Raw genomic sequence first — 24,607 nt, forward strand, 5'->3', positions numbered from 1 at the left:
AAAAGAAAAAATAGTCCTCCAAAATGAAGAACTGATCATGGATAAAGAACCCATAAAAGAGAAAGATGACAAAGTCCAAATTTGGGTTAAAAAAAGCGAACTCAAATACGAAAAAGATTTAAAGAGACTTCAAATTGAACTGCTCAAATTCCAAAATCACGTCAAAGATAAAGGGCTCAAAGTGCTTATTATTATTGAAGGGCGTGATGCTGCGGGGAAAGGTGGAACGATTAAACGTATTACAGAGCACTTAAACCCTAGAGGAGCTAGAATTGTCGCACTCTCTAAGCCTTCCGATACTGAACGCTCACAATGGTATTTCCAGCGTTATACAGAGCACCTACCTTCTGCTGGAGAAATCGTACTGTTTGATAGATCATGGTATAACAGGGCTGGTGTTGAGCCTGTCATGGGATTTTGTACCCAAGAAGAGCATAAAGAATTTTTGCGTGAAGTTCCCAAATTTGAAACCATGATCGCAAATGCAGGCATCATCTTTTTCAAATTCTATTTTTCAGTGGGTAAAGAAGAGCAAGCCAAACGTTTTAAAGAGCGCAAAACAGACCCTCTCAAACAGTTTAAACTCTCTCCCGTAGATGAGAAATCACAAGAACTATGGGATCAATATACGGTTGCAAAATACTCCATGCTTTTAGCTTCTAACAATCCTAAATGCCCATGGACCATTATTCTCTCTGACGATAAGAAAAAAGCGAGGATTAACACCATTCGACATATCTTGCAAAATGTTGATTACCCCGATAAAATCAAGAAAAAACACTTAGCAACCGACAACTCTATTGTACGTTCAGGTAAGCAAGAGATAGAGATTATGGAAAAAAGCTTACCAAGCGAAAACTTGTCTCACTTGAATGGATAAGCTTTACATGTAAAAAGGTTTGAGCTAGCGTAAGTGTTTGATGAGGAGTTTAATATAGTCTATATCAAGCTTATTTTTAGACTCTTCTTGAATTAAGGATAAAGCATTGTAGGTACTGTAAGCACCTCTGTAAGGTTTTAGTGTAATCAAGGCATCAAATATATCGCAAATAGCAATAATTTTTTCAAATGAACTGATACGAGAACTATCAATTCCACGAGGATAACCACTTCCATCTAACCTCTCATGATGCTCTTTGATTGCATTAATGACAATTCTATCTTTTAAGCCACTGCGTTTGACTAATGTGACACTCGCGTCAACATGTGTCTGAATTTTTTTAATTTCACTCTCACTCAAAAAATCAGGCTTATTCAACAATTCATCATCTATCTCATATTTACCAATGTCGTGTAAAATTGCACCTAATACTAATTTTTTCTGATCCGTCATATCAATGCCAATTTGGCTTCCAAGAATCGAAGCAAAAAAAGCAACTTTAATGCAATGCGCGGATAAGGAATCTTTTTCATCTAAAAAGTCATTGAATTTTGAGAGTGTCACACGTTCTTGATTGACGACAAACACCAACTCTTCTGCTAAAATATCAATTGCTTCTATCGGGAGATATTTTTCTTCTTTATCCTTGATCCAGGCATCAAAAAGAGATTTAGAATGTGTATATATCAGTTTTAATTTTTCAGTGATAGCTTGAGTTTTTAATACAATCTTATGAATATCAATACAATTTTTGACAGCTTCATCAAAACTATACAGCGTATCTTCTTCGGATACATTCCCTATTTTATGAATAGTTTCATCATGATATACCTTGTACTTTGGATAACTCTTATTTTCTACATAAATTTGCAAATCGGGGTTACTTAGCTTTTGATATATCTCTTCGTTTAAAAAAGTCCCACTTTCGATTAAAATGACAAAGCCATTGAATCGTTGAATGTAGCAATCAAAAGCCAAGACCGTTCCACGTCTAAAAGCCCTATTATCTATCGGAGTAAATCCATGATTTAAAAATATTTTAACTACTTTGCTCATAACACGATACCTTAACCATTCACTCTTCAGCGCATTTCTATTTTTTGATGGCAGCTATTATATCATGCAAAAATGAAATAAATAGGATTATTTGTTTTGTTGAAAATAATGAAAGGGAAAGAACTTCTCCTAGCCGCATTTACTTACGTATAAATACGGCTAAGATAGTAAAAAAAGAGGTTATTATTCTACTTCAGCGTCGATGACATCGTCATCTTTTTTAGCTTTTGGTTTTTCACCGCCAGCGGCACCCGCTTCACCTTGATCTTTTTTGTACATTGCTTCCGCAAGTTTATGGCTCGCTTCGCTTAGAGATTTGACTTTTGCATCGATTTGCTCTTTTGTTGCACTCTCGTTTGCAAGAACTTCTTTAAGTGCTTTAAGCTCTGCTTCGATTTTTGTTTTCTCCTCAGCACTGATGGCATCGCCCATTTCGCCTAACGATTTTTCTGTTTGGTGAGCAAGTGCATCGGCTTGATTTCTAGCATCAACCGCTTCTTTACGTTTTTTGTCTTCTTCTTTGTGAAGTTCAGCATCTTTAACCATTTTCTCGATTTCAGCGTCATCCAATCCTGAACTACCAGAGATTTTGATCTCTTGTGCTTTTCCTGTTGCTTTATCTTTAGCAGAAACCGTCAAAATACCATTTGCATCGATGTCAAACGCAACTTCGATTTGTGGTACACCACGAGGGGCTGGTGGAATGCTTTCAAGATTGAACTGACCGAGTGACTTGTTATCTCTTGCAAACTCACGCTCACCTTGAAGCGCATGAATGGTAACCGCAGGTTGGTTATCTTCCGCAGTTGAGAACACTTGAGATTTTTTAACAGGAATCGTTGTACCTTTTTCAATGAGTTTCGTCATGACACCACCCAAAGTCTCAATACCAAGGCTTAGAGGCGTAACATCTAAAAGAAGAATATCTTTGACATCACCCTTAATAACGGCACCTTGAATTGCTGCACCAATGGCGACAACTTCATCAGGGTTCACAGATTTATTAAGATCTTTTTCAAAGAATTCTTTGACTTTTTGTTGAACCAAAGGAACACGCGTTGAACCACCGACCATAACGATCTCTTTAATTTCAGCTTTTTTTAAATCAGAGTCATTAACAACTTCTTTGATTTTTTTAATCGTAAGTGCAACTAAATCTTCAATCATAGATTCAAATTTAGCACGAGTCAATTTTTTAACCAAGTGTTTAGGACCGGTTGCATCCGCTGTGATAAATGGTAAGTTAACTTCTGTCTCATTGGAAGATGAAAGCTCTTTTTTCGCATTTTCAGCTGCTTCTTTAAGACGTTGAAGTGCCATAACATCTGATTTAAGATCAATACCATTGTCGTTTTTAAATTCAGAAACCAACCAGTCAATCAATCTATTATCAAAGTCATCACCACCTAAGAAGGCGTCACCACCAGTTGCTAAAACTTCAACAACATTATCACCTGTTTCAAGTACCGTAACGTCAAATGTTCCACCACCCAAGTCATAAACAACAATTTTCTCAGCTTCTTTTTTATCCAATCCGTAAGACAAAGCCGCTGCTGTTGGCTCGTTGATAATACGAAGAACGTTCAAGCCTGCAATCGTACCTGCTTCTTTGGTTGCTTTTCTTTGGCTATCATTAAAGTACGCAGGAACAGTGATGACCGCGTCTGTTACTTCTTCACCAAGATACGCCTCAGCATCTTCTTTAAGTTTCATCAACACTTTTGCGCTGATCTCTTGTGGCGTGTACACTTTACCATCGATTTCAATCGCACATGCGCCGTTTCTATCAACAATAGCATACGGAAGACGTTTTTTAGCTTCAATCGTTTTCTCTTCATTACTCATAAGACCCATAATTCTTTTAATAGAATAAATGGTTCTCTTTGGATTGGTGACTGCTTGACGTTTTGCTGTATCACCAACTAAAACCTCTTCTTTATCGGTAAATGCAACAACAGATGGGGTTGTGTTTTTACCCTCTTTATTAGGAATAACTTTACTCTCACCGCGCTCATAGACAGAGACACATGAGTTTGTGGTTCCTAGATCAATACCAATTACTTTTCCCATTTTTTATCCTTTGATTTTTATTTTTACTATTTTTTAAATGCGAACAGAGTCCATCTTCAATTCATTACACTAAAGCACAACCTAACGGTCGTATTTTAATTTTATTTGACGATACTCACCATTGCTGGTCTTAAAATACGATCTTTAATCTTGTAACCCTTTTGGAAAACCTGTAAAATCTCGCCACTATTTTTCTCCGCGCTTTCTAATTGCATAACGGCTTCATGGAAATTTGGATCAAATGTTCCATCAATCGCAACCAATTCAACACCGTGTTTTTCAAACGCTTTGCGAAATTGATCAATCGTAAGGCCTAAACCCTCTTTAACTTTTTCTAAAAGCTCACCACTCTCAATCTCTGTGTTACTTCCTGCCAAAATTGCCATTTCTAAAGAGTCAATGACAGGTAAAAGGTCCCGTGCAAACACCTCGTGTGCATACGAAATGGCTTGCATTTTCTCTTTTTCCAAACGTCGTTTCATATTGTCGAAATCAGCATTTGCTCGTAAATATCTATCTTCAAGTTCGGCAACTTTAGATTGGAGTTCTTCGAGTTCACTTTTTTGCTCACATTCGCATTCGTCGTCTTCTTGAGGCTCTGAACACTCAGGAACGATCTCAGCAGAAACATCAGAGACACCCTGTTCCTCTTTTAATTTTTCATCCACGTTTTACTCCTTCACTTGATTAAAGAACTCTTCGAAATCACTCTCAATGCGACCAAAGCAGAAAAAATCTACTGTTGTATCTTCATCTTTGAGTTGTGCTTTTTGTTTGATTGCCATGCATCCTTGAGGAACAAAGCCATCAAAGTAGAGTCCATCGGTAATAGATTCTACAAAATGAAGCGTTTGAAACCGTTGGATAAACGCCTCATTTTGGAGTTCTTGTGCAATAGAGTACATTTCTTTCTCCCCTTCTCTCAAAATGGGTGCTTGGGAAAAAATAGCTGAGAGTTTTTCATGCAACTCATACAATCCTACTTGTGCTGAGATATCTTTGAGTTCGCGCATTTGACAGCCAACGAGTCGTTGTAAAAACTGCTCCACTTTAGCGTTAAACTTTAAAACAACCTCATGTTCATCAAAGACTAAAATCAAAAAACGATTCTGCACCGTTACTAACTCCTTAAAAGGAGAATTGGCAGTTTTTTCAACAATACAAAAAAGATTGTGTTCGTGAGATGAGCGTTTAATTTTATCAATATTTTTAATTTCTAAAGGATGCGTTGGATCCAATTTTTCTTGCCAATATCCCATTAAAGCACGATGTGTTGGCACGCGGCCACCGCTTACATGTAATTGCTCAAGTGAACCCACATCAGAGAGCTTTTTAAAATAAATACGTATGGTTGAAGGAGAGATACCTAATGTCATCTTCATCTGTAATTCTAAAGATCCAATAGGCATTCTTGATTTAAGATAAGTTTGAATAATAGCATCTAAAATCAACTCTTGCTTCGAAAGTTTTTTCATTTTTAGCACTCTTAATGTTTAATTGCTGAAGAAATTATACAACATTGAGTGTATTGATGTCAAGTAGTAACTAAAAAGAGCATGGGTATAGGGTTTACATGTAAGGGCAAAGCCCTCTAAAAGGGAATAGTGATTTAATATGGAAAAGTTTAAAAGAAGTAGAAATTAGCGAATGGGATGTTTAAGACGTTTTTTATTGCGCATTAAGAGAAGTTTGATGAAATGTTTGATTTCGCCTTTACTCTCTTTGAGCTTGGAGAAAAAAGTTTCTTTTTCAGTAATAGTAGTGAAGATGTCATTTAAAGCTTGTCTTTCATTTTGGGACAACGTACTCACTTTTCATCCTTTAGTTCATGTGCTATGCGTTGAATTAAACGCAAGGCATCGCCCTCTTCCAGTTCACCAAGCATTTTAAAAATAGCTGATGCTGCTTGAGGTTGTGAATTACCAAGTTTCCAGTCTTGGTATGTTCGCATCGATACACCCAATTTATCTGCCATCTCACGCTGAGAAATCTTCTTGCCTAAAAATTTAGACTCAACAGCATTATGAAGGAGATTAAAAATATCGTTTGTTTTCATGTATAGGATTCTAGCTAAGGCTGGTTTAATTATACATAAATACGATTATTTTATAAGTTATTATATCTAAAAAATATCATTTTAGTGTATTTTTACTACATAAATTTGTTAAAAAATACTTTTATTTAAGTTTTTTACTCATTTAATGTTTATTTTTATACAGTTTTACGTATATTATATAGAAAAATATTGAAAGAGTAAAGCATAAGAGTTAATTTAGATACTTAGATGTTAATGTGGTTAAAGCAATTTTACATGTAAAGAGGGGAAAGAAATGAAGGGTAAAAAGAAGAAAAGTAGGATGGAAATTCCATCCTACTGTAAAGCACTGACTATTTTTTATTATCTCTAATAGAAAGCTCTTTAATGATTTTGCTGTATGTTACAAAATCTTTACGTTTAAGATATTGCATCAATCGTTTGCGTTGACCGACGAGTTTAAGAAGTCCTAGTCTTGAAGAGTGATCTTTTTTATTACTCTGAAGATGTTCTGTTAAATCAACAATTCTTTTAGAAAGAAGCGCGATTTGTACCTCTGGAGAACCTGTGTCTCCCTCTTTTCTGCCAAACTGACTAACAATTACTTGTTTTTCCGCCGAACCTAAAGCCATAATGACCTCCTGATTGGTATTTTATTTTTTGCTTTTAAACAAAAGCTTGAAATTGTAGCTAAAAAAATTAAAATTGTCTATGGGCATTCTGCCATCACCTTCTATCTTCAAAAAAGCATCTGAGACAACTTCAAGTCTATCAAGGATTTAGGAGTTATTTTCCTAATTAAAGCTAAATATAACGTTTATTTAGTACAATATTTATCTTATTTAACCAATAAATATGTTCGAGGGAAAACTATGTTATTAACTAAAGCGAGTGAGTATGCACTGCTATCATTGATTATTATTTCTCAAAAGAATAGCCCACAAGATGTTGATACCCTCTCCAATCAACTCGGTATTTCCAAGAGCTTTTTAGCTAAAATCCTTCAAGCGCTTGCAAAAGAAAACATTCTCAGCTCTTTTAAAGGTGCTCATGGTGGTTTTATGCTTGCACAAAAGCCAGAAAACCTCACACTCAAAGTGATCGTCGAATGTGCTGAAAAAAAGCAAACGATGGTTTTTGAATGTTCTCCTTCAACACAAAAATGCCCTGGTGGCAAAGGGACATACTGTCGTGTTTGGCCAATTCTTAATAAGCTACAAACGAAAATTGATCTATTTTTGGATAATATGACACTTAAAGATATTATTGAAATTTAAGGGTGTTGATTGGCTAAAAATCAAAATGCGCTCTTCGCTAGGGTTATTCCTTACTTAGAGCCTCTTGTCAAAGCAAAAGATCTTACTGTTGTTGTTTTTATCGTCTCTATTATGGCGATTATTATTGTTCCTCTTCCAAGTGCCATACTCGATTTTTTCCTAGTTATTTCACTCTCTATTTCCGTTTTGATTATTCTGATTTCGCTTTATATTCCAAGGCCAACCGATCTTTCAACTTTTCCAACACTTATTTTGATCATCACGCTCTTCCGACTTTCTTTGAACATTGCAACCACGAGAATGATTCTTACCAATGGACATTTAGGGCCTGATGCTGTGAGTGAAATTGTCTCTAGTTTTGGGCAGTTCGTTGTCGGTGGTAATTATGTCATCGGTGTTGTTGTCTTTACCATTCTTGTTTTAATTAACTTTATGGTCATTACTAAAGGTTCTACAAGGGTTGCAGAAGTTGCAGCACGTTTTACACTCGATGCGATGCCTGGCAAGCAAATGGCGATTGATGCTGACTTGAATGCTGGCTTGATTGATGAAAAAACGGCACGTAAACGTCGCGAAGATATTATTCAAGAAGCCAATTTTTATGGAGCCATGGACGGTTCGAGTAAGTTTGTTAAAGGTGACGCTGTTGCGGGTATCATCATCACTATTATTAACATTATTGGTGGTTTTTTAATTGGTTCATTCCAACATGGACTTGATCTTGGAACCAGTGCACAAACCTATACCATTCTTACGATTGGTGATGGTTTGGTTTCACAGCTTCCTGCCCTCATTACTTCAACCGCTACAGGTATTTTAATTACGCGTGCCAATAAAGCAGATGATGTAAGCTTCTCTGATGGTGCTGTTCAACAACTTTTTGGTGAGCACAAAACACTACTGATTGTAGGTTTTATTTTGGTCTTATTTTCTCTTGTTCCAGGACTTCCAACGCTTTCGCTTATGTTTGTTGGAGCTATCTTTTTGGGACTTGGTTATCTTGTCAAACAAACCAATGATGGAAGCTTCTCATTTCAAAAATTCTTTGCTTCTACTCCTGTTGCTATGCAAAAAGCAAAACAAGAAGCCGACAGTAAAGCACAAGCCAGTGCAGCACCCAAGAAAAGCCCAGAAGAACTACGTAAAGAAGAAGAAACAACGCTTAATGATATTCTTAAATTGGAAATCTTGGAGCTTGATTTGGGTTATCAACTCATCAAATTGGCTGATCCTGCGCAAGGCGGTGATCTTCTTGACCGCGTTAAAAGTATGCGTCGTAAAATTGCCTCTGATTTTGGCTATCTCATTCCACAAGTCAGAATTCGTGATAACTTGCATCTAAGCCCAAATCATTACCAGCTCTTACTAAAAGGTATTGAAATTGGCAATGGGGAAATTTATCCTGATAAATTTATGGCAATGGATAGTGGATTAACGATCGACAAAGTGCAAGGAATTCCAACTAAAGAGCCTGCATTTGGGCTGGATGCCATCTGGATTGAAGCGGCATTAAAAGAAGATGCCATCATTAAAGGTTACACAACGGTTGATCCAGCAACCGTAATTTCAACCCACTTAAGCGAATTAATCAAAAAATATGCCGAAGAGCTTCTTACCCGTCAAGAAGTTCAAAGTCTTATTGATAAATTGCAAAAAGATTATCCTGTGGTGGTCAATGACTGTCTCAAAGTGGCCAATGTTGGGCTTATTCAAAAGGTACTTAAAGCGCTTCTTCATGAGAAGATACCTATTAAAGATCTTCTTACCATTGTTGAGACCATCAGTGATGTCGCCGAAGTGACCAAAAATGTTTCAATCATTGTTGAGCAAGTACGTGCTAAACTTTCTCGTGTTATCACAAAGCAATATAAAGATGACAATGGTGTTTTAAAGCTTCTTACATTTAATGCAGGAACTGAACAAAAGCTTTTGGATGCTCTTAGAGAGCGTGATGGCGTACGTGATCTTGTCCTTAACATTGGTCAAATCAATACACTGGTTAAAGAGTGCAGCGATGAAGCAAGCAAACTACTGCATAAAGGCGTTGCTCCCGTTGTCATTATTGTTGACCCACTGCTTCGAAAGTCACTTTCTGATATTTTCGAAAAATTTGGACTTGATATCGTCGTTCTCTCCCATGCGGAGATTGATTCAAGTTCTAAATTTGAAGTCATGGGTTCTATCGAAATAGAAAAGCTCTAAAACAACCAATACACACATCACTAAGCATTAAGGACTTTTATGAACCACAAAATACATCACCTTTCACACACCGATTTAGATGGCTATGGCTGTCAAATGGTAAGTGCCCATTATTTTAATTCAATCGCTTTTTATAACTCAAACTATGGTAAAGAGATCAATGAATGTTTTAATCAAATCTTAAATAACATTCAAACCTCTCCACTACAAAAACATGTCATTCTTATTACCGACCTTAATCTTACTATGGATCAGGCAAAAGAGTTTGAGTCCAAAGTCAGTATCTGTGATAAAGAGATTATGCTATTTGTTCTGGATCATCACAAAACAGGTCAAGAATGTGCGGATGCTTTTGAATGGTACTTTTTAGATTCTAGCCGTTGTGCAACTAAAATCACTTATGACTTTTTCAGCGCCCTCTACGGTGCAGATGAGAAGCTAAGCAAATTTGTTGATGTCGTCAATGCTGTGGATATTTGGCTTGAAAATGAACCAGAGTTTGAACTAGGAAAAGTATGTATGGGACTCGTTAGTGGCGCTAAAGAGGTGAACAAAGTGATGTTCCCTGAAGAGAATAGCCACTACATCTTTTCACTCCTAACAAAAGCGCAAGAATACTTTACATGTAAAGATGCTCATATTGCCTTAGATGATGCCATTCATAACATTAAAAAGCAGTTTTTTGTAACAACCACGAACAATACGCTCAGCAATTTAGTCTCTGCATACAATGTCATTTTACTCACAAAAAATAGAGAGAGAATGCAAATTATGTATAAAGAAGCCAAGGGAATTTTAACGTACAATATTGGGAATGTTTCTGTTATTGGCAATGACTTTTTAACCGCCAATCCCGATCTTGACTTTTTTATGGATATTACCTCAAAAAAGACCATCAGCCTGCGTTCAAATGGTAAAGTAGATGTCAGTAAAATTGCCGCACAAATCGCTAATGGTGGTGGTCACCACAATGCTAGCGGCGGACTTCTCAGCAATTTTAAAGATGCTTTTATCTATGATACTATCAAATCACAAGTGATGAGCATCATCGCGAATAAAGGATAATCATGGAAGCCAACAAACTCAAACAAGAGCTCGAGCGTGCGGAAATTGAGATCGAGGAGATGTCAATGCAACTGGCTGACATGCTTGGCGCTGCACTCTACTTTGCAGGCGCAAAAAAAGAAGATTTACCCAAAGCCATTGATCTTTACCTTAAAGGACTGGATGAAGTGTTTGAGGATGAAGACGAAGATAGTGAGATGGGTTTTGAAGAAGTTGTTGAAGTCATTGAATATATCAAAGCTAAAAACCCTAAACTTTTTCAACACTAAGCTGTGTAGAGAACTTTTCTCTACACTCTATACCTTTTTTTTAGCGATAAATGTCGCAAAATTCCCCCATTTAAAAATTGTTTCTATCGTTGAAAATCCCGCATTTTTGAGCATAGCTTTGTTTTCTTCTTCCGTATAAGGAATCAGTACATTTTCTAATGCTTCACGTTTTTGAGCAATTTCAAATTCGCTATAACCTTGCTGACGTTTAAAATCATAGTAAAGATCTATCATCTGTTTGTTGAGTTCTTTATCTTCAAATACAATTTTTTCACTAAAAACAAACAGTCCATTGGGATTGAGCGCTTGATAAATTTTAGCCACAAAATCTGCACGTTGAAGTGGACGAATAAACTGAAGCATGTAATTGGCAATAACTGCATCCTTGGAGCCTAAATCAACTTGTGTCATATCTGCTTGTATAAACTCCACTGTTGCCCCATACGCATGCACCTTTTGACGTGCCAAATTGAGCATTGCTTCGGCATTATCAATGCCTAAGAGATGGTAGCTTTTATCGCTTTTTTTATGGAGAGCCAAGAGTGTATTGGCTGTTGAACAGCCAAGATCGACAATCTGTGCTCCCTCCTTTACATGTAAACAAATCGTTTTACATGTAAGATCAACGACCTCTTTATAAAAGGGAATTGAGCGCTCAAGCATATCGTCAAAAACGACGGCAACATCTTCATCAAACTCAAATTGTTTGGTAATTGGTTTGGTAAATACTTTATCCATTACAATCCATATCCATAGCATTAAATTCTTTTAAATTATAACAAAATATTAGTTAGTATTAAGCATTCACTTCTTATACTGTCACTACTTTCGCACAGGTACACCAATGAACAAACAGCTCCAAGAACTTACCGATTTAACGATTAAAGAGATACTTAACCTTGAAATTGTTTTGCCTGAAATTTACCGTGACATTTTTTATACCAAAGCCAAAGAACTTGGTATCAAAGTGAGTGACATTGATAAAGAAGCCGCTTTGATCTACGCTTTGCAAAAAATTCAATATATTCAAAATGAGACTGAACGTTCAACATCAGCGCTCAAAGAAAATGTTGTCAATGCACGTATTGCCATTGAAAATAAAGACAATATGGCATTGCAATTTATTGAAAACAATATGATTGAGTTAGAATTCAAAATTGCTTCCTTGCAAGAGGAGCTTTATGTGGACGAGCTCACACGACTTTACAATCGAAGATGGCTTTTTGAAAAATTCCTCAAAGACGATCACTTTATCAGTAATGGTCTTTTAGCATTTATTGACATCAACGCCTTTAAAGCCGTCAATGACAAATTTGGACATCTTGTGGGTGATAAAGTCTTACATGTCATGGGAAAAGTGCTTAAAAAAGTACACAATACAACTGCTATTCGTTTTGCAGGAGATGAATTTTTGATACTTCACAACAGCGAAAATGAAGAAGAAATACATAAAATTTTACATACTGTCAATCTTAACCTCAAAAAAACACCTTTTAAACACAATCAAGAAATCTTTTATATTGATTTTTCATTTGGTGTTGCACCTTTTAAAGCCAAAGACTCTTTTAAAAGTGTGCTTGAAACAGCTGATCTTAAAATGTACGATTATAAGAAGTCATTTAAGTAAACTTTGCACGTTCCCAGCTGTTTTCTAGCATCTTTGATGTCTTTTTCGATCTGAAGTTTGAGATCAGCAAGCGTATTGAATTTTTGATTATCGCGTAAAAACTCTACAAAAAAGAGTTCAATCGTTCCATGAATTTCCACAAGATTGTGATCTAAGATATGCGTCTCAACCGAAAACTGACTATCCGTACTGGTTCGCACACCAATAAACGAAACGGAATCATAAATGCTCTGGGCGATACGTGTACGTGTTGCGTATACACCTTCATGAGGGATGAGATACTCTAAGACTTTCATATTCAGTGTCGGAACCAGCTCTTTTTTTCCAAGTCCCTGCCCTGTAATCACATCGCCAGAGATAGCATATTCACGCCCTAAAAAGCGGTTCGCTTCTTCTAAACGTCCCTCTTGTAAATAAGTACGGATCAAGCTTGAATGCACCGAAATACCGTGGTAACAAAACTCATCGACAATCACCACTTCGCCATCAAAAAATGTTTTGAGATCTTTTGCGGTGCATGAACGATGTTGTCCAAAGCAAAAATCATAACCGACAACAATCTTTTTAAGATTTTTAAATTCATGCTTTAAGAGCGCTACAAATTCAGCTCCACTGAGATGTTTTACTTTGAGAAAATGAAAAAACATGCACGGATACCCTGCATATTCGCTACGCTTAATCCCCGGTGTTAAATTTGCTTGGTCTTTGTCTATGACAAACAGTGCACCATTTTCACCCAATTGATTAAGAAGCTGCCTATGCCCTACATGAATACCATCAAAACTACCGATGGCAAGGGTGTCAACACTCTCTTTTTTTAAAATAGTAGAACGTCTCAACATTCCCCTCTTTCCCTTTTACAAGTGATTCTCTTTTTTCGATAAGTGTCCACCCAAGGCTCACGGCTTGTGACTCAAATAGATAATGTGCGCGCATAATAGCCGAGCCATCTTTAACGACACCTTTCGTGCTACGTTTGACATCTTTGCCTACTTCAAATTGTGGTTTAAACAAAATAATAATAGCAGAATTTGCTAACGTATCGATTACATCTAAAAGAGCACCGATGCCAATAAATGAGACGTCACAACTAACCATATCATAGGTTCGCTCGGGCTTAAAAAGTCGTATATCACTATTTTCATGCAAAATAATTCGAGAATCGACTTTTAGCGTAGGATGGAGCTGTTCACTGCCTACATCCACAGCGGTCACACTCTTTACCTCTTCTTCAAGCCACACCTGCACAAATCCACCTGTGCTACTGCCAATATCAAGGACATCAGCCCCTTTTACATGTAAATCTAATTCATTGATAAATCCACGCAGTTTAAGCCCCGCACGACTGACATATTGCATCATTTTTGTCACATCAACCGTGTCATTCTCTCCAACTTCTACAGAGCTCTTACGCTCCACTTTGTCATTGAGCCATACACTGCCCTCTTTAATGAGTTCCGCCGCTTTATTGCGACTTTGGGCGAACCCTTTTTCAAACACATAACTATCCAGTCTCATTCCACCATCCCATTGAGTTCACTCTCTGAGAGTGTTTTGACACCAAGTTCTTCTGCTTTAGAGAGCTTACTGCCTGCGTCTTCGCCATAAATGACAAAGTCAGTCTTTTTAGAGACACTTCCACTCACTTTTGCGCCCAATTTCTCAAGCATCACTTTAATCTCATCACGTGGTTTACTCATCGAACCTGTCAAAACCACTGTTTTGCCCGTAAAAGCAGACTCGGTTATTTCAAGTTTTGAGGCGACAGGCTGAATCACGGCCATTAATTCATTGGTTTCGGTGCGGTTCACATGAATAAACTCGACCAAACTCTTCGCCATCTCTTCGCCAAACCCTTCAAGCGCGATGATCTGCTCATAGCTTGCTTCCAACCACTCCAACCCAAAGGCTCGTGCGATCTTTTTAGCCGCCACTTCGCCGATATGCTCAATGCCAAGGGCGTTAATAAACTTCTCTAAACTCACCCCTTTGCTCTGCTCAATCGCCGCTAAAAGATTGTCTGCTTTTTTTGCTTTAAAGCCCTCTAATGCGAGAAGTTGCTCAACCGTTAAAGTGTAAAGATCTTTTACATGTAAAACCAATTTTTGCGCATAAAGTTGCTCAATAATTTTATCGCCAAGCCCGTCAATATTGAGCGCTTTTTTTGATGCAAAGTGAATCATCGCCCCCACAACTCTCGCAACGCACGAGAGATTTTGGCATTTGATGAGTGCGCCATCATCCAAAAGTTCACTGCCACACACAGGACAAGTAAGTGGTCGCTCGACTACTTTTTCGCTTCCATTTCGTCGTTCAATCAGCACTTTAATAATCTTAGGAATCACATCGCCACTTCGGATGATAATGACACTGTCTCCTATGCGCACATCTTTTCGCTCAATCTCATCAAAATTGTGCAGTGTGGCGCGCTCGACGATAACCCCTTCGATATTCACCGCTTCCACTTCCGCTACAGGTGTCACGACACCCGTTCGCCCTACTTGTAGGGTAATATCTTTAAGTCGTGTCACTTTCTCAATCGCAGGAAATTTAAACGCCACCATCCATTTGGGGTACTTTACCGTATAGCCTAGCTCTTCTTGCAAACTTACATCATCAATTTTGACGACCATACCGTCCATCATCATCTCAATCTCATCGCGCTTGGCAATGAGTTCTGCGTAAAGTGCATGCACATCATCCACGCTTTGAGTGACGACGATGCGAGGTGGTTTTAAAAAGCCAAGGCTGTAAACGAAATTCATTTTTTGACTCAAAAAGCTCTGTGTTAAGCTATTGATCCCAATGCCCCATGGGTAAAACATCAGTTTTCGCTTTGCGGTGATGCTCGTATCAAGCTGTCTAAGGCTCCCTGCGGCGGCATTGCGTGGGTTGGCAAACAACGCCTCACCAAGACTTAGACGTTCTTGGTTAAGTCTTTCAAAGTCCGCTTTTTTAATGACCACTTCACCACGAATTTCGATAGGTTCTAGGTAATCAATGCGCAAAGGAATGGAGCCGATGGTTTTAACATTTTCGGTGACATCTTCGCCGATGCTTCCATCGCCTCTGGTGATGGCTTGCTTGAGCACACCATTTTCGTAGATAAGGTTTAGACTTGCCCCATCAAATTTAGGCTCACAGTAGAAAGTAAAACTCTCTTTGACTTTTTTAACACGCTCTATCCATGCATCCAAATCAGCTTCATCAAAGACATCTTCCATGCTCCACATGCGCGCTTTATGTTCTGCTTTATTAAATCCTTCCAATACCATGCCGCCTACTCGTTTAGTAGGACTATTGACATCTGTAAAAAGTGGATTTTCTTGCTCATATTTTAAAATTTCATGATAGAGTGTGTCGTACTCTTCATCACTAGCCAAAGGTGCATCATCAACGTAATACGCCTTTGCCCAAGCATTGGCAAGCTCAATTTTGGCTAAATACTCTTCGTGGCTCATGCGATATAACTGCTATAAATAAGTTTTAGAAGGGTAAGTCCAACCATGATGAGAAAAAAGGTACGGATAAACTTTACCTCTTTTTTAATGACCATATTAGAGCCAATATACGCTCCAATAATCTGTCCAAAGCCCATCATTAAACCGACTAAAATCAGCACATTACCACTCCAGAGAAAGACAGCCAAGGAGACAATATTGCTCGTAAAGTTCATCACCTTTGTTTGTGCAGTTGCTTTTTTAAGATTAAAACCAAGCAGTGTCACAAGAGCAATTGTCCAAAAGGTTCCCGTTCCTGGACCAAAGAAACCATCGTAAAAGCCAAGTCCGATACCAAAGACAAGAAAAAAGAGATGAGAGCCTAGGTACGCATGACGATCATTCTCTCCCATTTTAGGCGATAAAAGTGTATAAATAAAAATACCCACCAGCATAGCAGGAATAATCTTTGCCAAAATGCTTGCATCCATCAATAAAATGGCATACGTTCCAAGAGCAGCACCAATAAACGTGTAAATGACTCCAATAAAGACTTCAGACCATGTAATGAAGCCTTTACGGATAAAATTGATCGAAGCCATACCGCTACCAAAGGTACCTTGAAGTTTGTTGGTCGCTAAAGCAATGTGAGGAGGCAGACCTGAAGCCAAAAGTACAGGAATCGTGATAATACCCCCTCCTCCTGCAATGGCGTCAATAAAACCTGCAATAACACCCGTTGCGAGGAAAATAGCATAATAATAAAACTCAAATTCCATCTTTTTTGATCTCCTCAGTCTGAATGCTTGCTTGTATTGTATCAGGCTCTTCTATCAGCTTGGGTACTGTTTCCATCATTTCAGGGGCATTTACATGTAAAGATGTTTCTTCTTGCTCTTCAGCTTTATGTGAACTCTCTTGCGTACTCTCATTGACATCATTGATTTCACTGCTTGGTAACGTACTGCTCTCTTCTGAGATGACCGGTATTTCATCACTTTGAATGTTGGTTTCTTCAAATTGCGCATAAAGTTCTAGCGCACCTTTGGTTGCAGCGGAAACTTCGTTGTAACTGCCATCACGGATATGTCGCCAAATATCGCGCCTTACCAAACTTAACACATAACGTCTGTCACCTCCGATAACGCGTCCAAGCTCATTACCACCACATTCATGGCATACAAAATAAGTAATTTTATGTTGTAACGTCTCTTCAGAACGACAATTTTCATCATCAACCATCAGCATACTTTGACATTTTGGGCAATAGCACCAAAGTCCAACAACATCACCTTTTTTATACTTCCAACGCCAAAGCACTTTAAATAAAATGAGTTCACGAAATTTAAAATATTTTGGGCGCATTAAATAACGAGCGACAAAAGGAAAGGCAACTAAAATAATACAAATGGTAATGGCACCGCTATTGACAATCCACTGCGGTATGGCGTAAAGTTCACTAATACGTGTTAAAAGGCTCAGTATTTTTTCCAAAAAAGATTCCTAAATAGTTGTTTGATTCAGTGCTTGAAGCACGCTTAGCGCTTGTACATGCGCTTTCACGTCATGGGCACGTATAATACTTGCGCCATGCTCATACGCTTTAAGATGAAGCGCAAGCGTTCCTGGTAAACGCTCATCAATCGGTGTGGGTATGATCTTATCGATCATCGATTTGCGACTCGCTCCCACAAGAAGGGGATAGCCAAAATGTAAAAAGTGTTCATGGTGTTTGAGAAGTTGTAGATTATGTTCTAAGCTTTTTCCAAATCCAATGCCCACATCCAGAACAATCTTCTTAATACCAAATTGCTGTGCTTTTGCAATACGTTCTTCAAAAAAAGCATCGACTTCTAGCATAACATTATCATAGACAGGCTCATGTTGCATACTTTTAGGATCACCTTGCATATGCATTAAAATGACGGTTGCATCGTATTTTGCTGTAACACGAGCAACATCATCATTCGCAAGCGCTGTAATGTCATTAACAATACTAAAACCATGCGTCAAAGCATACTCCAAACACAATGGCGAATAGCTATCAAGTGAAAATTGTGCCTTTTCAAACAGCTTATGCATGAAAATCAGATCAATGATAGGCTTCACGCGCGAAAGCTCTTCTTCATCACTCACACCAAGACTTCCAGGACGGCTTGAAACACCGCCTAAATCAATCATGGTAGCACCCTCTTCTATCATGGTTTCAATATGTTTGAGTGCCGCTTCATCTTTAAAACGACTGCCTTGAAAAAAGCTGTCTTCATTGGTGTTGATGATTCCCATCACTGTAAAATCATCTTTACATGTAAAGATAAATTCACTCAATTTTTGAGCAACCTCTTTTAAGCCAAAAGGTTGCATTTTCTCTTTACGTGCCAACTCTTTGAGCTGTTTATCATTCGCAATTAAAACCGCATCCACCAAAGGGACTTTACATGTAATGGTATCTTTGGGAACGGCAAGATCTGCCCCAATGGACAGCGCATCTTGTTTGAGAATATTGGCAGCAGGTGCTTTTAAATCTTTGATGTAAATAAGATTCAGATGTGTTTTAGGGGTTAAAAGAGCACTCCCTTCATGCGTAACACCAACCATTTGAAACAATGCTTTAGCATCCAACTGGGATGAAAGTTTATACAGTTTCATCGATATTTTCTCAGCATGATTGAAAGCAAAAGTGAAGTTAAAATTGTTTGTCCTCGTGTATTGAGCTCAACAAGATGCAAAAGCTTTTGAAAATGTTCCAATTCTTTTTCGCTAAATCGCAAATGGTGCTCGTTGATCGCTTCAAATACAATCGCTTGCACCAAATCTTTCAAAAAGTTTTTCTCTGCATTTTGGTGTTTCTGAATAAAAGGATAGATATCACCAAGATCAAGTTGTTTCAGGTTGAGTCCACTATGCGTTATCTCTTGTTCAATCACAAGCTCTTTTTGAAGTAAACGTGAACGAATCGTTGGTAAAAACGCTGTTTTAGAAGGAGCCACTACGATAAAAATAATGTGGCGAGGAGGCTCTTCCAAAATTTTAAGCAGTGCATTTTGTGCTTCTACGCGATACCCTTTTGCCACTAAAATAAGATATTTGTTAGCAGATTCTGCGATATACGCTTCTTTGATGACTTCTTTGGCATCATCAATCAAAAACTCATCTTTACAAAAGAAGAGATGGCGCTCTTTGGCGTATTGTTCTTGCAAACTCTCTTTTGCTTTTTCCACATTTTTACAGATTAAAATATGGCTTAAGACCCCTTCGTCACTCATTTTCAAAGGTAACCTCGGCAAAAAGCACGGCATCGATACTTTTATCGAGAAGTCTAAAAAGCTGAATTAATTTGATATCCAAACTATCATCATCACTTAAAAGATAAAAGCTATTTTGGACATGTTCATCCATAATCCAAAGGAAGCTATCGTCTTTACGTTTGGCAATTTGCATCTTGATGTCACTGTTTTTACCTACATAAAAGAAGGTATATCCACTCGGAAAGGCTTGGGAAAGCATATTTTCTAAAAGTTCAATATCTTCTTTGGTTTTGACTTGATATAAATTGGGATAGAGCGTCTGCAGCGATAAAAATGGCAGAAGTGGTCTATTTTTTCGATGATTGTTGATGGCTCGCAACATATAGTGACAAAACCATGCCCGATCATCATCGGTAATCACGATAAAGGTATGGCCATCAAGAAGATTTTTAAGCATGGAAGCAGCAAGAGGAACCCATTCGAACCTCTTCTCTTCCATCCAACTCATCGAAGAGCCATCTTTGCGTATCTCTTCAAGTGTCCATTTTAAAAATTGTTGCATAAATTATTTATCCAATTGGTATGCGCTGTGCAATGCACGTACGGCTAATTCACCGTATTTTGCTTGAATAACCATAGAAATCTTAATTTCACTGGTACTGATCATCTCAATATTGATACCCTCTTTTGCCATCACATCAAATGCTTTACAGGCAACGCCACTGTGTGATTTCATACCCACGCCTACAATAGAAACTTTAACAATTTCACTATCGTATTCCATGACATCACTGGCTCTAAGCTCGCTCATAGCAGCTTTTGTTATATCAAGCTCATTTTGAGGAACCGTAAAACCGAGATTGGTGGTACCATCATGTCCCACATTTTGGATAATCATATCAACGTTAACGTTACAATCAGAAAGTTTTTTGAAAATTTCAGCTGCAATACCAGGTTTGTCCGTAACACCACGAAGAGTGACTCTAGCTTGATTTTTATCGAGTGCAATACCGCTAACTAATGGTTGTTCCATACTATTATCTTCCTTTGTAATAAGTGTTCCTTCATGGTTGTTAAAACTACTGCGTGTTACAAGATTGACATTCAATTTTTTAGCCATCTCAACCGAGCGGCTTTGAAGCACTTTCGCTCCAAGACTTGCAAGTTCTAACATCTCATCGTAACTGATTTTATCCAGTTTTTTTGCTTTAGGTTCAATGCGAGGATCGGTGGTATAAACACCATCAACATCGGTGTAAATTTCACAAAGATCCGCCTCAAGTGCACCCGCAATAGCCACAGCAGAAAGGTCACTGCCTCCACGTCCCAAGGTTGAAACCTCACCCGCTTCCGTGACACCTTGAAAACCAGCCACCACGACAATTTTACCTGCTTTGAGTTCTTCTTGCATTTTGCTTGTATCAATGTATTCAATGTGTGCTTTGGTATGGATTTCATCGGTTACAATGCCAGCGCGTCTACCACTCATCGAAACGGCAGCATAACCTTCTGCTTCAAGGGCAATAGCAAGAAGCGCACTCGTTACGCGCTCTCCAGAGCTGAGTAACATATCGACTTCACGATGGTTAGGCGTTTTACTAAAATAGCCCGCATAGTCTAATAGCTTATTGGTTTCACCACTCATCGCCGAAACGACAACGACAAGATCATGCCCTGCTTGTTTACTCTCAATAACTCTTTTAGCAACAGCTTCAATGCGTTCGACATTACCAACACTTGTGCCGCCATACTTTTGAACGATCAACATTTTAAAGATACCCTTCTTTTTTGAAATATTCTAACACCTGTTTATAGACGGGACGCTTGAAATAAGTAATAAAATCAAATACCTCTTCCAAACTAACAAATCGGTAGTCACAAAACTCTGGTTCTTTGGTAGCTATATTAATCTTTGCATCTTTTTTGAGTCTCACTAAAAAATACTTTTGGCTTTGTCCATCAAAAGGATACATTTTCTGAGCAATTTTTTGAGGGAAGTCGTATTGTAACCAGTGCGGATACTCTGCTATAATTTCGACATCACCTGTACCAATTTCTTCTTCAAGCTCTCGATAAAGAGCCTCTTGTGGTGTTTCTCCCTCATCAATTCCCCCTTGAGGAAATTGCCAAGCACCCTCTATATCGCTACGACTGGCAATAAAAAGTTGGCATTGAAAAGGGTATTTTGCAGAGACAATCACAGCAGCAACATTAGGTCTGTATCGTTTTGGTGATTCCATAATTGCGCATTACCTCTATATTTTTGTTAAAATAGTATCTAAAAAGTCATTAAACTTGCTTGATATAAGGAATTTCGTGTTAGCTTATCTGCATATCCCTTTTTGCGATAGTAAATGCCACTACTGCGCCTTTAACTCTTATGAGAACAAGGGTACACTGAAGCAAAACTATATGCACCATATCACCACCCAACTTCGTTTTGAACTTGAAAAGTTTAATGCCCAAAAAGAGAGTATTACCTCACTTTTTATTGGTGGAGGAACTCCTTCAACCATTCCAGCTTCGTGGTATGAATCATTTTTTAAGATGATAACGCCCTATTTAAGCCACGATGCCGAAGTCACTTCCGAGGCAAACCCTCACTCTGCAACCCAAGAGTGGATAGCAGAAATGAAAACATTGGGCATCAATCGTCTTAGCTTTGGTGTACAGAGTTTCAATGAGCAAAAACTTACTTTTTTAGGTCGTAACCATTCACCCAAAATTGCACTTCAGGCCATTCATAACGCTTCAAAAGTTGGTATTCAAAATATTTCACTTGACCTTATTTACGGCACAGCGTTGGACACACCTTCTTTACTTGAAAGAGACCTACATATTGCATCATCTTTGCCAATCAACCATTTAAGTGCTTATGCGCTTACACTAGAAGAAGCAACACCTTTTTACAAGAGAAATGATGTGACAAATGATTCAGAAGAACTGGCTAAAACGTTTGTGCAAGCAATTATTCAAGCAGGATTCCCACAATATGAAATCTCTAATTTTGGAAGATACCAAAGCATTCATAACAAAGGATATTGGGAGCATCAAGATTATCTAGGTATTGGGGCAGGAGCAGTAGGATTTTTAAAAAATAGGCGTTTTTACCCAAGCAAAGAGATTGAAACCTATATACAAAATCCTCTTTTTCAAGAAGTTGAGACATTAAGGAGAGAAGACTTACACAATGAAACACTTTTTCTTGGCCTTCGAAGCAATATTGGTATTGTTTTAGACGAATTTAGCCCAAAAGAGCGAGAAAGAGTCAACCTTTTGATAAGAGAAAACAAGCTTACATGTAAAGATAATCGCGTCTTCAATAATGACTATTTTTTAAGCGATGAAATAGCCCTTTTTATTACTCAGTAGGATTTTCTTCGAGTGCGACATGGAGAAGTGCTTTGGCCGCTTCTCTTCCTTCATTCACGATATGTTTAACTTCTAAAGCTTTCAGTAGTTTTTTCTCATCATAATCACTTGCTTTTGCAACAATCTTAATCGGTGCATCAAATGACTTTAAGACCTCACACAGCAAGATCAATTTTTTTTCATTATTGATTGCAATAATGACCGATTTTGCATTTTCCACAAAAGCATTTTGCAGAATACTTTTTTCGGCAGCATTGCCAAAATAAACAGGCTCACCCCTATTTTGTCCTAGCTTAACCAGATTAATATCATGTTCTAAAACAAGGTAATTCACATTCATCTTCTTAAGGCGATAAACAATTTCTTGTCCAAGTTTTCCATAACCACATACAATAATGTGATCTTTAATACCAGAGGAATGAATTTTAAAATCGCCATTGTCTGGCTCTTTAGTAATTGAATTTACAATCTTTTTCATATTTTTAAGAATAAAAGGTGTCATAACCATGGACAGCACAACTGTCACAATGAGAACTTGAGATGTATTGGTGCTTATCAAATGCGATGAGCTGGCTAGGGCTAAAATCGCTAAAGAGAACTCGCCTCCTTGACAGAGTGCCAATCCGGTTTTAAGCGCAACTCTCCCACCTACTGAGAAAAATAAAATAGTAAAAACTACCAATGTTTTAAATGCCATCATGACACCTAAAAACAGTAAAATCGTAGCGTAATTTTGTGCAATCAAACTAAGATCAATCTGCATTCCAACGGTGATAAAAAAAAGACCCAGGAGGATATCTCGGAAGGGGACAAGATCGGCTTCGATTTGATGCTTGTACTGTGTTTCAGACATCATCATACCTGCCAAAAAAGCCCCTAACGAGTATGAAAAGCCTAAAGAGTGAGATAAAAAAGAAGCACCCACAACCAGTAATAACACTGATGCAATAAAAATTTCTTGGGTATCCGCCCAAACAACAAGCGATAAAAAGCGATTGAGTAGATATTTCCCAATAATAAACATCAAGCCTAAAATAATCACTGCGCTGTAAAACGTTTGTAAAAGCAAAGAAGAAATAGAGCTGTTTTGATTGGAAAAGATATTAATCATCAATAAAATAGGAATGACCGCAATATCTTGAAACAAAAGAATTCCCAGTGCTTTACGTCCATAAATTGTGTGTATTGTTCCACTATCATTCAAAATTTTTAGAACAATGGCCGTTGATGAAAGTGCGAGGGCATAACCAATAATAATGGCACTTTTTTTCTCAATTCCAAAGAAATACTCAGCACCTAACGCAATGACACCTCCTACAAGTAAAACTTGTAAAAAACCATAAAAGAAAACATCCTTTTTCATACTCAAAAGATGTTTGATCGAAAACTCCAACCCAATGGTGAACATTAAAAAGACAATCCCAAACTCGGCGATCTGTGTCAAAGAATCATTATTGCGACCTAATTTATACATGTAGGCAATGGCAAATCCCGTAATGATATACCCAATAATCGTTGGAATATTAAAACGCTTTAACAAAATATTAAAAATCGTTGCTATGGCCGTTGCGCTTAAAATAATCGCTAATATATTATCCACACCTATTCCCCAAATAAAATGATCTCATAACTATTTTTATGTTTAACTAACGGATTTTTGGTTTGTGTACTTTTTTTAGTCAGCCCACTCAGCTCTAGTCGTAAATTTTCAACCAACAATTCAAAATCATCAATTTTGTCTTTCAACTGCATGATAATATCAACACCTGCAAGATTCACACCAAGATCACGTGTGAGTCGTTGAATCATTTTGATCTTATCAATATCGCGTTGTGAATAAAGACGCATTTTCCCATCGGTTCTTGAAGGTCTAACCAATCCTTCCCTTTCATACTGACGAAGCGTTTGAGGATGAATCGTTAAAACTTTTGCGACTACACTAATCAAATAAACAGGTTCTTCATAATCATGGTGCATAAGAGGCTCCTCTTTTTTATTCCTAAATTCTTAACACGCTTTTAAAGCAAAGCTTCTCAAGCTACGCTAACGCTGAGTTTTCTTCGGCA

Annotated in this window: 27 protein-coding genes; 7 read left to right on the forward strand and 20 right to left on the reverse strand. The window is 37.8% G+C overall.

Features of this window, described 5'->3' with window-relative positions; translation table 11 throughout:
- Positions 1–34: 34 nt before the first annotated feature.
- Complete coding sequence (gene ppk2, locus FA584_RS07810; RefSeq protein WP_226372295.1) at positions 35–880, forward strand: polyphosphate kinase 2; 846 nt, start codon at positions 35–37, stop codon at positions 878–880.
- Between the two features lie 24 nt (positions 881–904).
- Here the strand turns inward: ppk2 and FA584_RS07815 are convergent, their stop codons facing one another.
- The 7 genes from FA584_RS07815 to rpsO all read right to left on the reverse strand — a co-directional run bounded on the left by FA584_RS07815 (position 905) and on the right by rpsO (position 6,673).
- The gene (locus FA584_RS07815) at positions 905–1,936 is read right to left on the reverse strand and encodes an HD-GYP domain-containing protein (protein WP_167749076.1); all 1,032 of its coding nucleotides are present in this window, start codon (positions 1,934–1,936) and stop codon (positions 905–907) included.
- A 183-nt stretch (positions 1,937–2,119) separates the two neighbouring features.
- Positions 2,120–4,006: a molecular chaperone DnaK gene (gene dnaK / locus FA584_RS07820; protein WP_096046778.1), complete on the reverse strand. Its 1,887-nt coding sequence runs from the start codon at positions 4,004–4,006 to the stop codon at positions 2,120–2,122.
- Positions 4,007–4,107: 101 nt separating this feature from the next.
- On the reverse strand, positions 4,108–4,623 hold the full coding sequence (gene grpE / locus FA584_RS07825; protein ID WP_369805716.1) for a nucleotide exchange factor GrpE: 516 nt from the start codon (positions 4,621–4,623) through the stop codon (positions 4,108–4,110).
- Between the two features lie 54 nt (positions 4,624–4,677).
- A complete protein-coding gene (locus tag FA584_RS07830) occupies positions 4,678–5,481 on the reverse strand; it encodes an HrcA family transcriptional regulator (RefSeq protein ID WP_096046780.1) in 804 nt (267 codons plus the stop codon).
- 165 nt (positions 5,482–5,646) lie between these two features.
- Positions 5,647–5,817, reverse strand: coding sequence for a hypothetical protein (locus tag FA584_RS07835; protein WP_167749077.1), 171 nt, complete (start codon positions 5,815–5,817; stop codon positions 5,647–5,649).
- On the reverse strand, positions 5,814–6,062 hold the full coding sequence (locus FA584_RS07840; RefSeq protein WP_087438788.1) for a helix-turn-helix domain-containing protein: 249 nt from the start codon (positions 6,060–6,062) through the stop codon (positions 5,814–5,816). The genes FA584_RS07835 and FA584_RS07840 overlap by 4 nt, the downstream gene beginning before the upstream one ends.
- A 332-nt stretch (positions 6,063–6,394) precedes the next feature.
- Entirely contained in the window at positions 6,395–6,673 is a 279-nt protein-coding gene (gene rpsO, locus FA584_RS07845; protein WP_087438789.1) for a 30S ribosomal protein S15, read from the reverse strand.
- Positions 6,674–6,913: 240 nt separating this feature from the next.
- On the opposite strand from rpsO, the gene FA584_RS07850 reads away from it, so the two are divergent.
- The 4 genes from FA584_RS07850 to FA584_RS07865 are packed head-to-tail and all read left to right on the forward strand — an operon-like array spanning position 6,914 to position 10,854.
- Positions 6,914–7,318, forward strand: a complete 405-nt coding sequence (locus tag FA584_RS07850; RefSeq protein WP_167749078.1) for an RrF2 family transcriptional regulator — start codon at positions 6,914–6,916, stop codon at positions 7,316–7,318.
- A gap of 9 nt (positions 7,319–7,327) precedes the next feature.
- Positions 7,328–9,520, forward strand: coding sequence for a flagellar biosynthesis protein FlhA (flhA, locus tag FA584_RS07855; RefSeq protein ID WP_096046781.1), 2,193 nt, complete (start codon positions 7,328–7,330; stop codon positions 9,518–9,520).
- A 39-nt stretch (positions 9,521–9,559) separates the two neighbouring features.
- Positions 9,560–10,585, forward strand: coding sequence for a DHH family phosphoesterase (locus tag FA584_RS07860; protein WP_167749079.1), 1,026 nt, complete (start codon positions 9,560–9,562; stop codon positions 10,583–10,585).
- A 2-nt stretch (positions 10,586–10,587) separates the two neighbouring features.
- Positions 10,588–10,854, forward strand: a complete 267-nt coding sequence (locus FA584_RS07865) for a hypothetical protein (protein ID WP_087438793.1) — start codon at positions 10,588–10,590, stop codon at positions 10,852–10,854.
- Between the two features lie 27 nt (positions 10,855–10,881).
- Here FA584_RS07865 and cmoA read toward each other — a convergent pair whose 3' ends face one another.
- On the reverse strand, positions 10,882–11,592 hold the full coding sequence (cmoA, locus tag FA584_RS07870) for a carboxy-S-adenosyl-L-methionine synthase CmoA (RefSeq protein ID WP_096046783.1): 711 nt from the start codon (positions 11,590–11,592) through the stop codon (positions 10,882–10,884).
- Positions 11,593–11,698: 106 nt separating this feature from the next.
- Between cmoA and FA584_RS07875 the strand changes: the two genes are divergently transcribed.
- Positions 11,699–12,481, forward strand: coding sequence for a GGDEF domain-containing protein (locus FA584_RS07875; protein ID WP_096046784.1), 783 nt, complete (start codon positions 11,699–11,701; stop codon positions 12,479–12,481).
- Here the strand turns inward: FA584_RS07875 and FA584_RS07880 are convergent.
- The 10 genes from FA584_RS07880 to FA584_RS07925 are packed head-to-tail and all read right to left on the reverse strand — an operon-like array spanning position 12,460 to position 21,409.
- The gene (locus FA584_RS07880) at positions 12,460–13,323 is read right to left on the reverse strand and encodes a bifunctional riboflavin kinase/FAD synthetase (RefSeq protein ID WP_096046785.1); all 864 of its coding nucleotides are present in this window, start codon (positions 13,321–13,323) and stop codon (positions 12,460–12,462) included. The two genes, FA584_RS07875 and FA584_RS07880, sit on opposite strands and share 22 nt — an antisense overlap.
- Positions 13,283–13,999, reverse strand: coding sequence for a 23S rRNA (cytidine-2'-O)-methyltransferase TlyA (gene tlyA / locus FA584_RS07885; protein ID WP_167749080.1), 717 nt, complete (start codon positions 13,997–13,999; stop codon positions 13,283–13,285). Before tlyA ends, FA584_RS07880 begins: the two co-directional genes overlap by 41 nt.
- Positions 13,996–15,942, reverse strand: coding sequence for an NAD-dependent DNA ligase LigA (gene ligA, locus FA584_RS07890; RefSeq protein ID WP_167749081.1), 1,947 nt, complete (start codon positions 15,940–15,942; stop codon positions 13,996–13,998). Before ligA ends, tlyA begins: the two co-directional genes overlap by 4 nt.
- Positions 15,939–16,700: a TSUP family transporter gene (locus FA584_RS07895; protein WP_167749082.1), complete on the reverse strand. Its 762-nt coding sequence runs from the start codon at positions 16,698–16,700 to the stop codon at positions 15,939–15,941. Before FA584_RS07895 ends, ligA begins: the two co-directional genes overlap by 4 nt.
- Positions 16,690–17,415 carry a hypothetical protein gene (locus FA584_RS14480; RefSeq protein ID WP_228447952.1) on the reverse strand — a complete coding sequence of 242 codons (726 nt, stop codon included), beginning with the start codon at positions 17,413–17,415 and terminating at the stop codon, positions 16,690–16,692. Before FA584_RS14480 ends, FA584_RS07895 begins: the two co-directional genes overlap by 11 nt.
- A gap of 9 nt (positions 17,416–17,424) precedes the next feature.
- Positions 17,425–18,570, reverse strand: a complete 1,146-nt coding sequence (gene folP / locus FA584_RS07905) for a dihydropteroate synthase (protein WP_167749083.1) — start codon at positions 18,568–18,570, stop codon at positions 17,425–17,427.
- On the reverse strand, positions 18,567–19,187 hold the full coding sequence (locus tag FA584_RS07910) for a DNA polymerase III subunit delta' (RefSeq protein WP_096047824.1): 621 nt from the start codon (positions 19,185–19,187) through the stop codon (positions 18,567–18,569). The genes folP and FA584_RS07910 overlap by 4 nt, the downstream gene beginning before the upstream one ends.
- On the reverse strand, positions 19,180–19,731 hold the full coding sequence (locus tag FA584_RS07915) for a HobA family DNA replication regulator (protein ID WP_087438801.1): 552 nt from the start codon (positions 19,729–19,731) through the stop codon (positions 19,180–19,182). Before FA584_RS07915 ends, FA584_RS07910 begins: the two co-directional genes overlap by 8 nt.
- A gap of 3 nt (positions 19,732–19,734) precedes the next feature.
- A complete protein-coding gene (locus FA584_RS07920) occupies positions 19,735–20,937 on the reverse strand; it encodes an aspartate kinase (protein ID WP_096046790.1) in 1,203 nt (400 codons plus the stop codon).
- Position 20,938: 1 nt separating this feature from the next.
- Positions 20,939–21,409 carry an RNA pyrophosphohydrolase gene (locus FA584_RS07925; RefSeq protein WP_087438803.1) on the reverse strand — a complete coding sequence of 157 codons (471 nt, stop codon included), beginning with the start codon at positions 21,407–21,409 and terminating at the stop codon, positions 20,939–20,941.
- A gap of 76 nt (positions 21,410–21,485) precedes the next feature.
- On the opposite strand from FA584_RS07925, the gene hemW reads away from it, so the two are divergent.
- Complete coding sequence (hemW, locus tag FA584_RS07930) at positions 21,486–22,541, forward strand: radical SAM family heme chaperone HemW (protein ID WP_167749084.1); 1,056 nt, start codon at positions 21,486–21,488, stop codon at positions 22,539–22,541.
- On the opposite strand, the gene FA584_RS07935 is transcribed toward hemW, so the two are convergent.
- Both FA584_RS07935 and FA584_RS07940 read right to left on the reverse strand, forming a co-directional pair.
- Entirely contained in the window at positions 22,531–24,141 is a 1,611-nt protein-coding gene (locus tag FA584_RS07935) for a cation:proton antiporter (RefSeq protein WP_096046792.1), read from the reverse strand. The genes hemW and FA584_RS07935 overlap by 11 nt on opposite strands.
- Before the next feature lie 2 nt (positions 24,142–24,143).
- Complete coding sequence (locus FA584_RS07940) at positions 24,144–24,518, reverse strand: heat shock protein transcriptional repressor HspR (protein WP_096046793.1); 375 nt, start codon at positions 24,516–24,518, stop codon at positions 24,144–24,146.
- Between the last annotated feature and the right edge of the window lie 89 nt (positions 24,519–24,607).

It is taken from the genome of Sulfurospirillum diekertiae (assembly GCF_011769985.2).
Taxonomy (GTDB): Bacteria; Campylobacterota; Campylobacteria; order Campylobacterales; family Sulfurospirillaceae; genus Sulfurospirillum; species Sulfurospirillum diekertiae.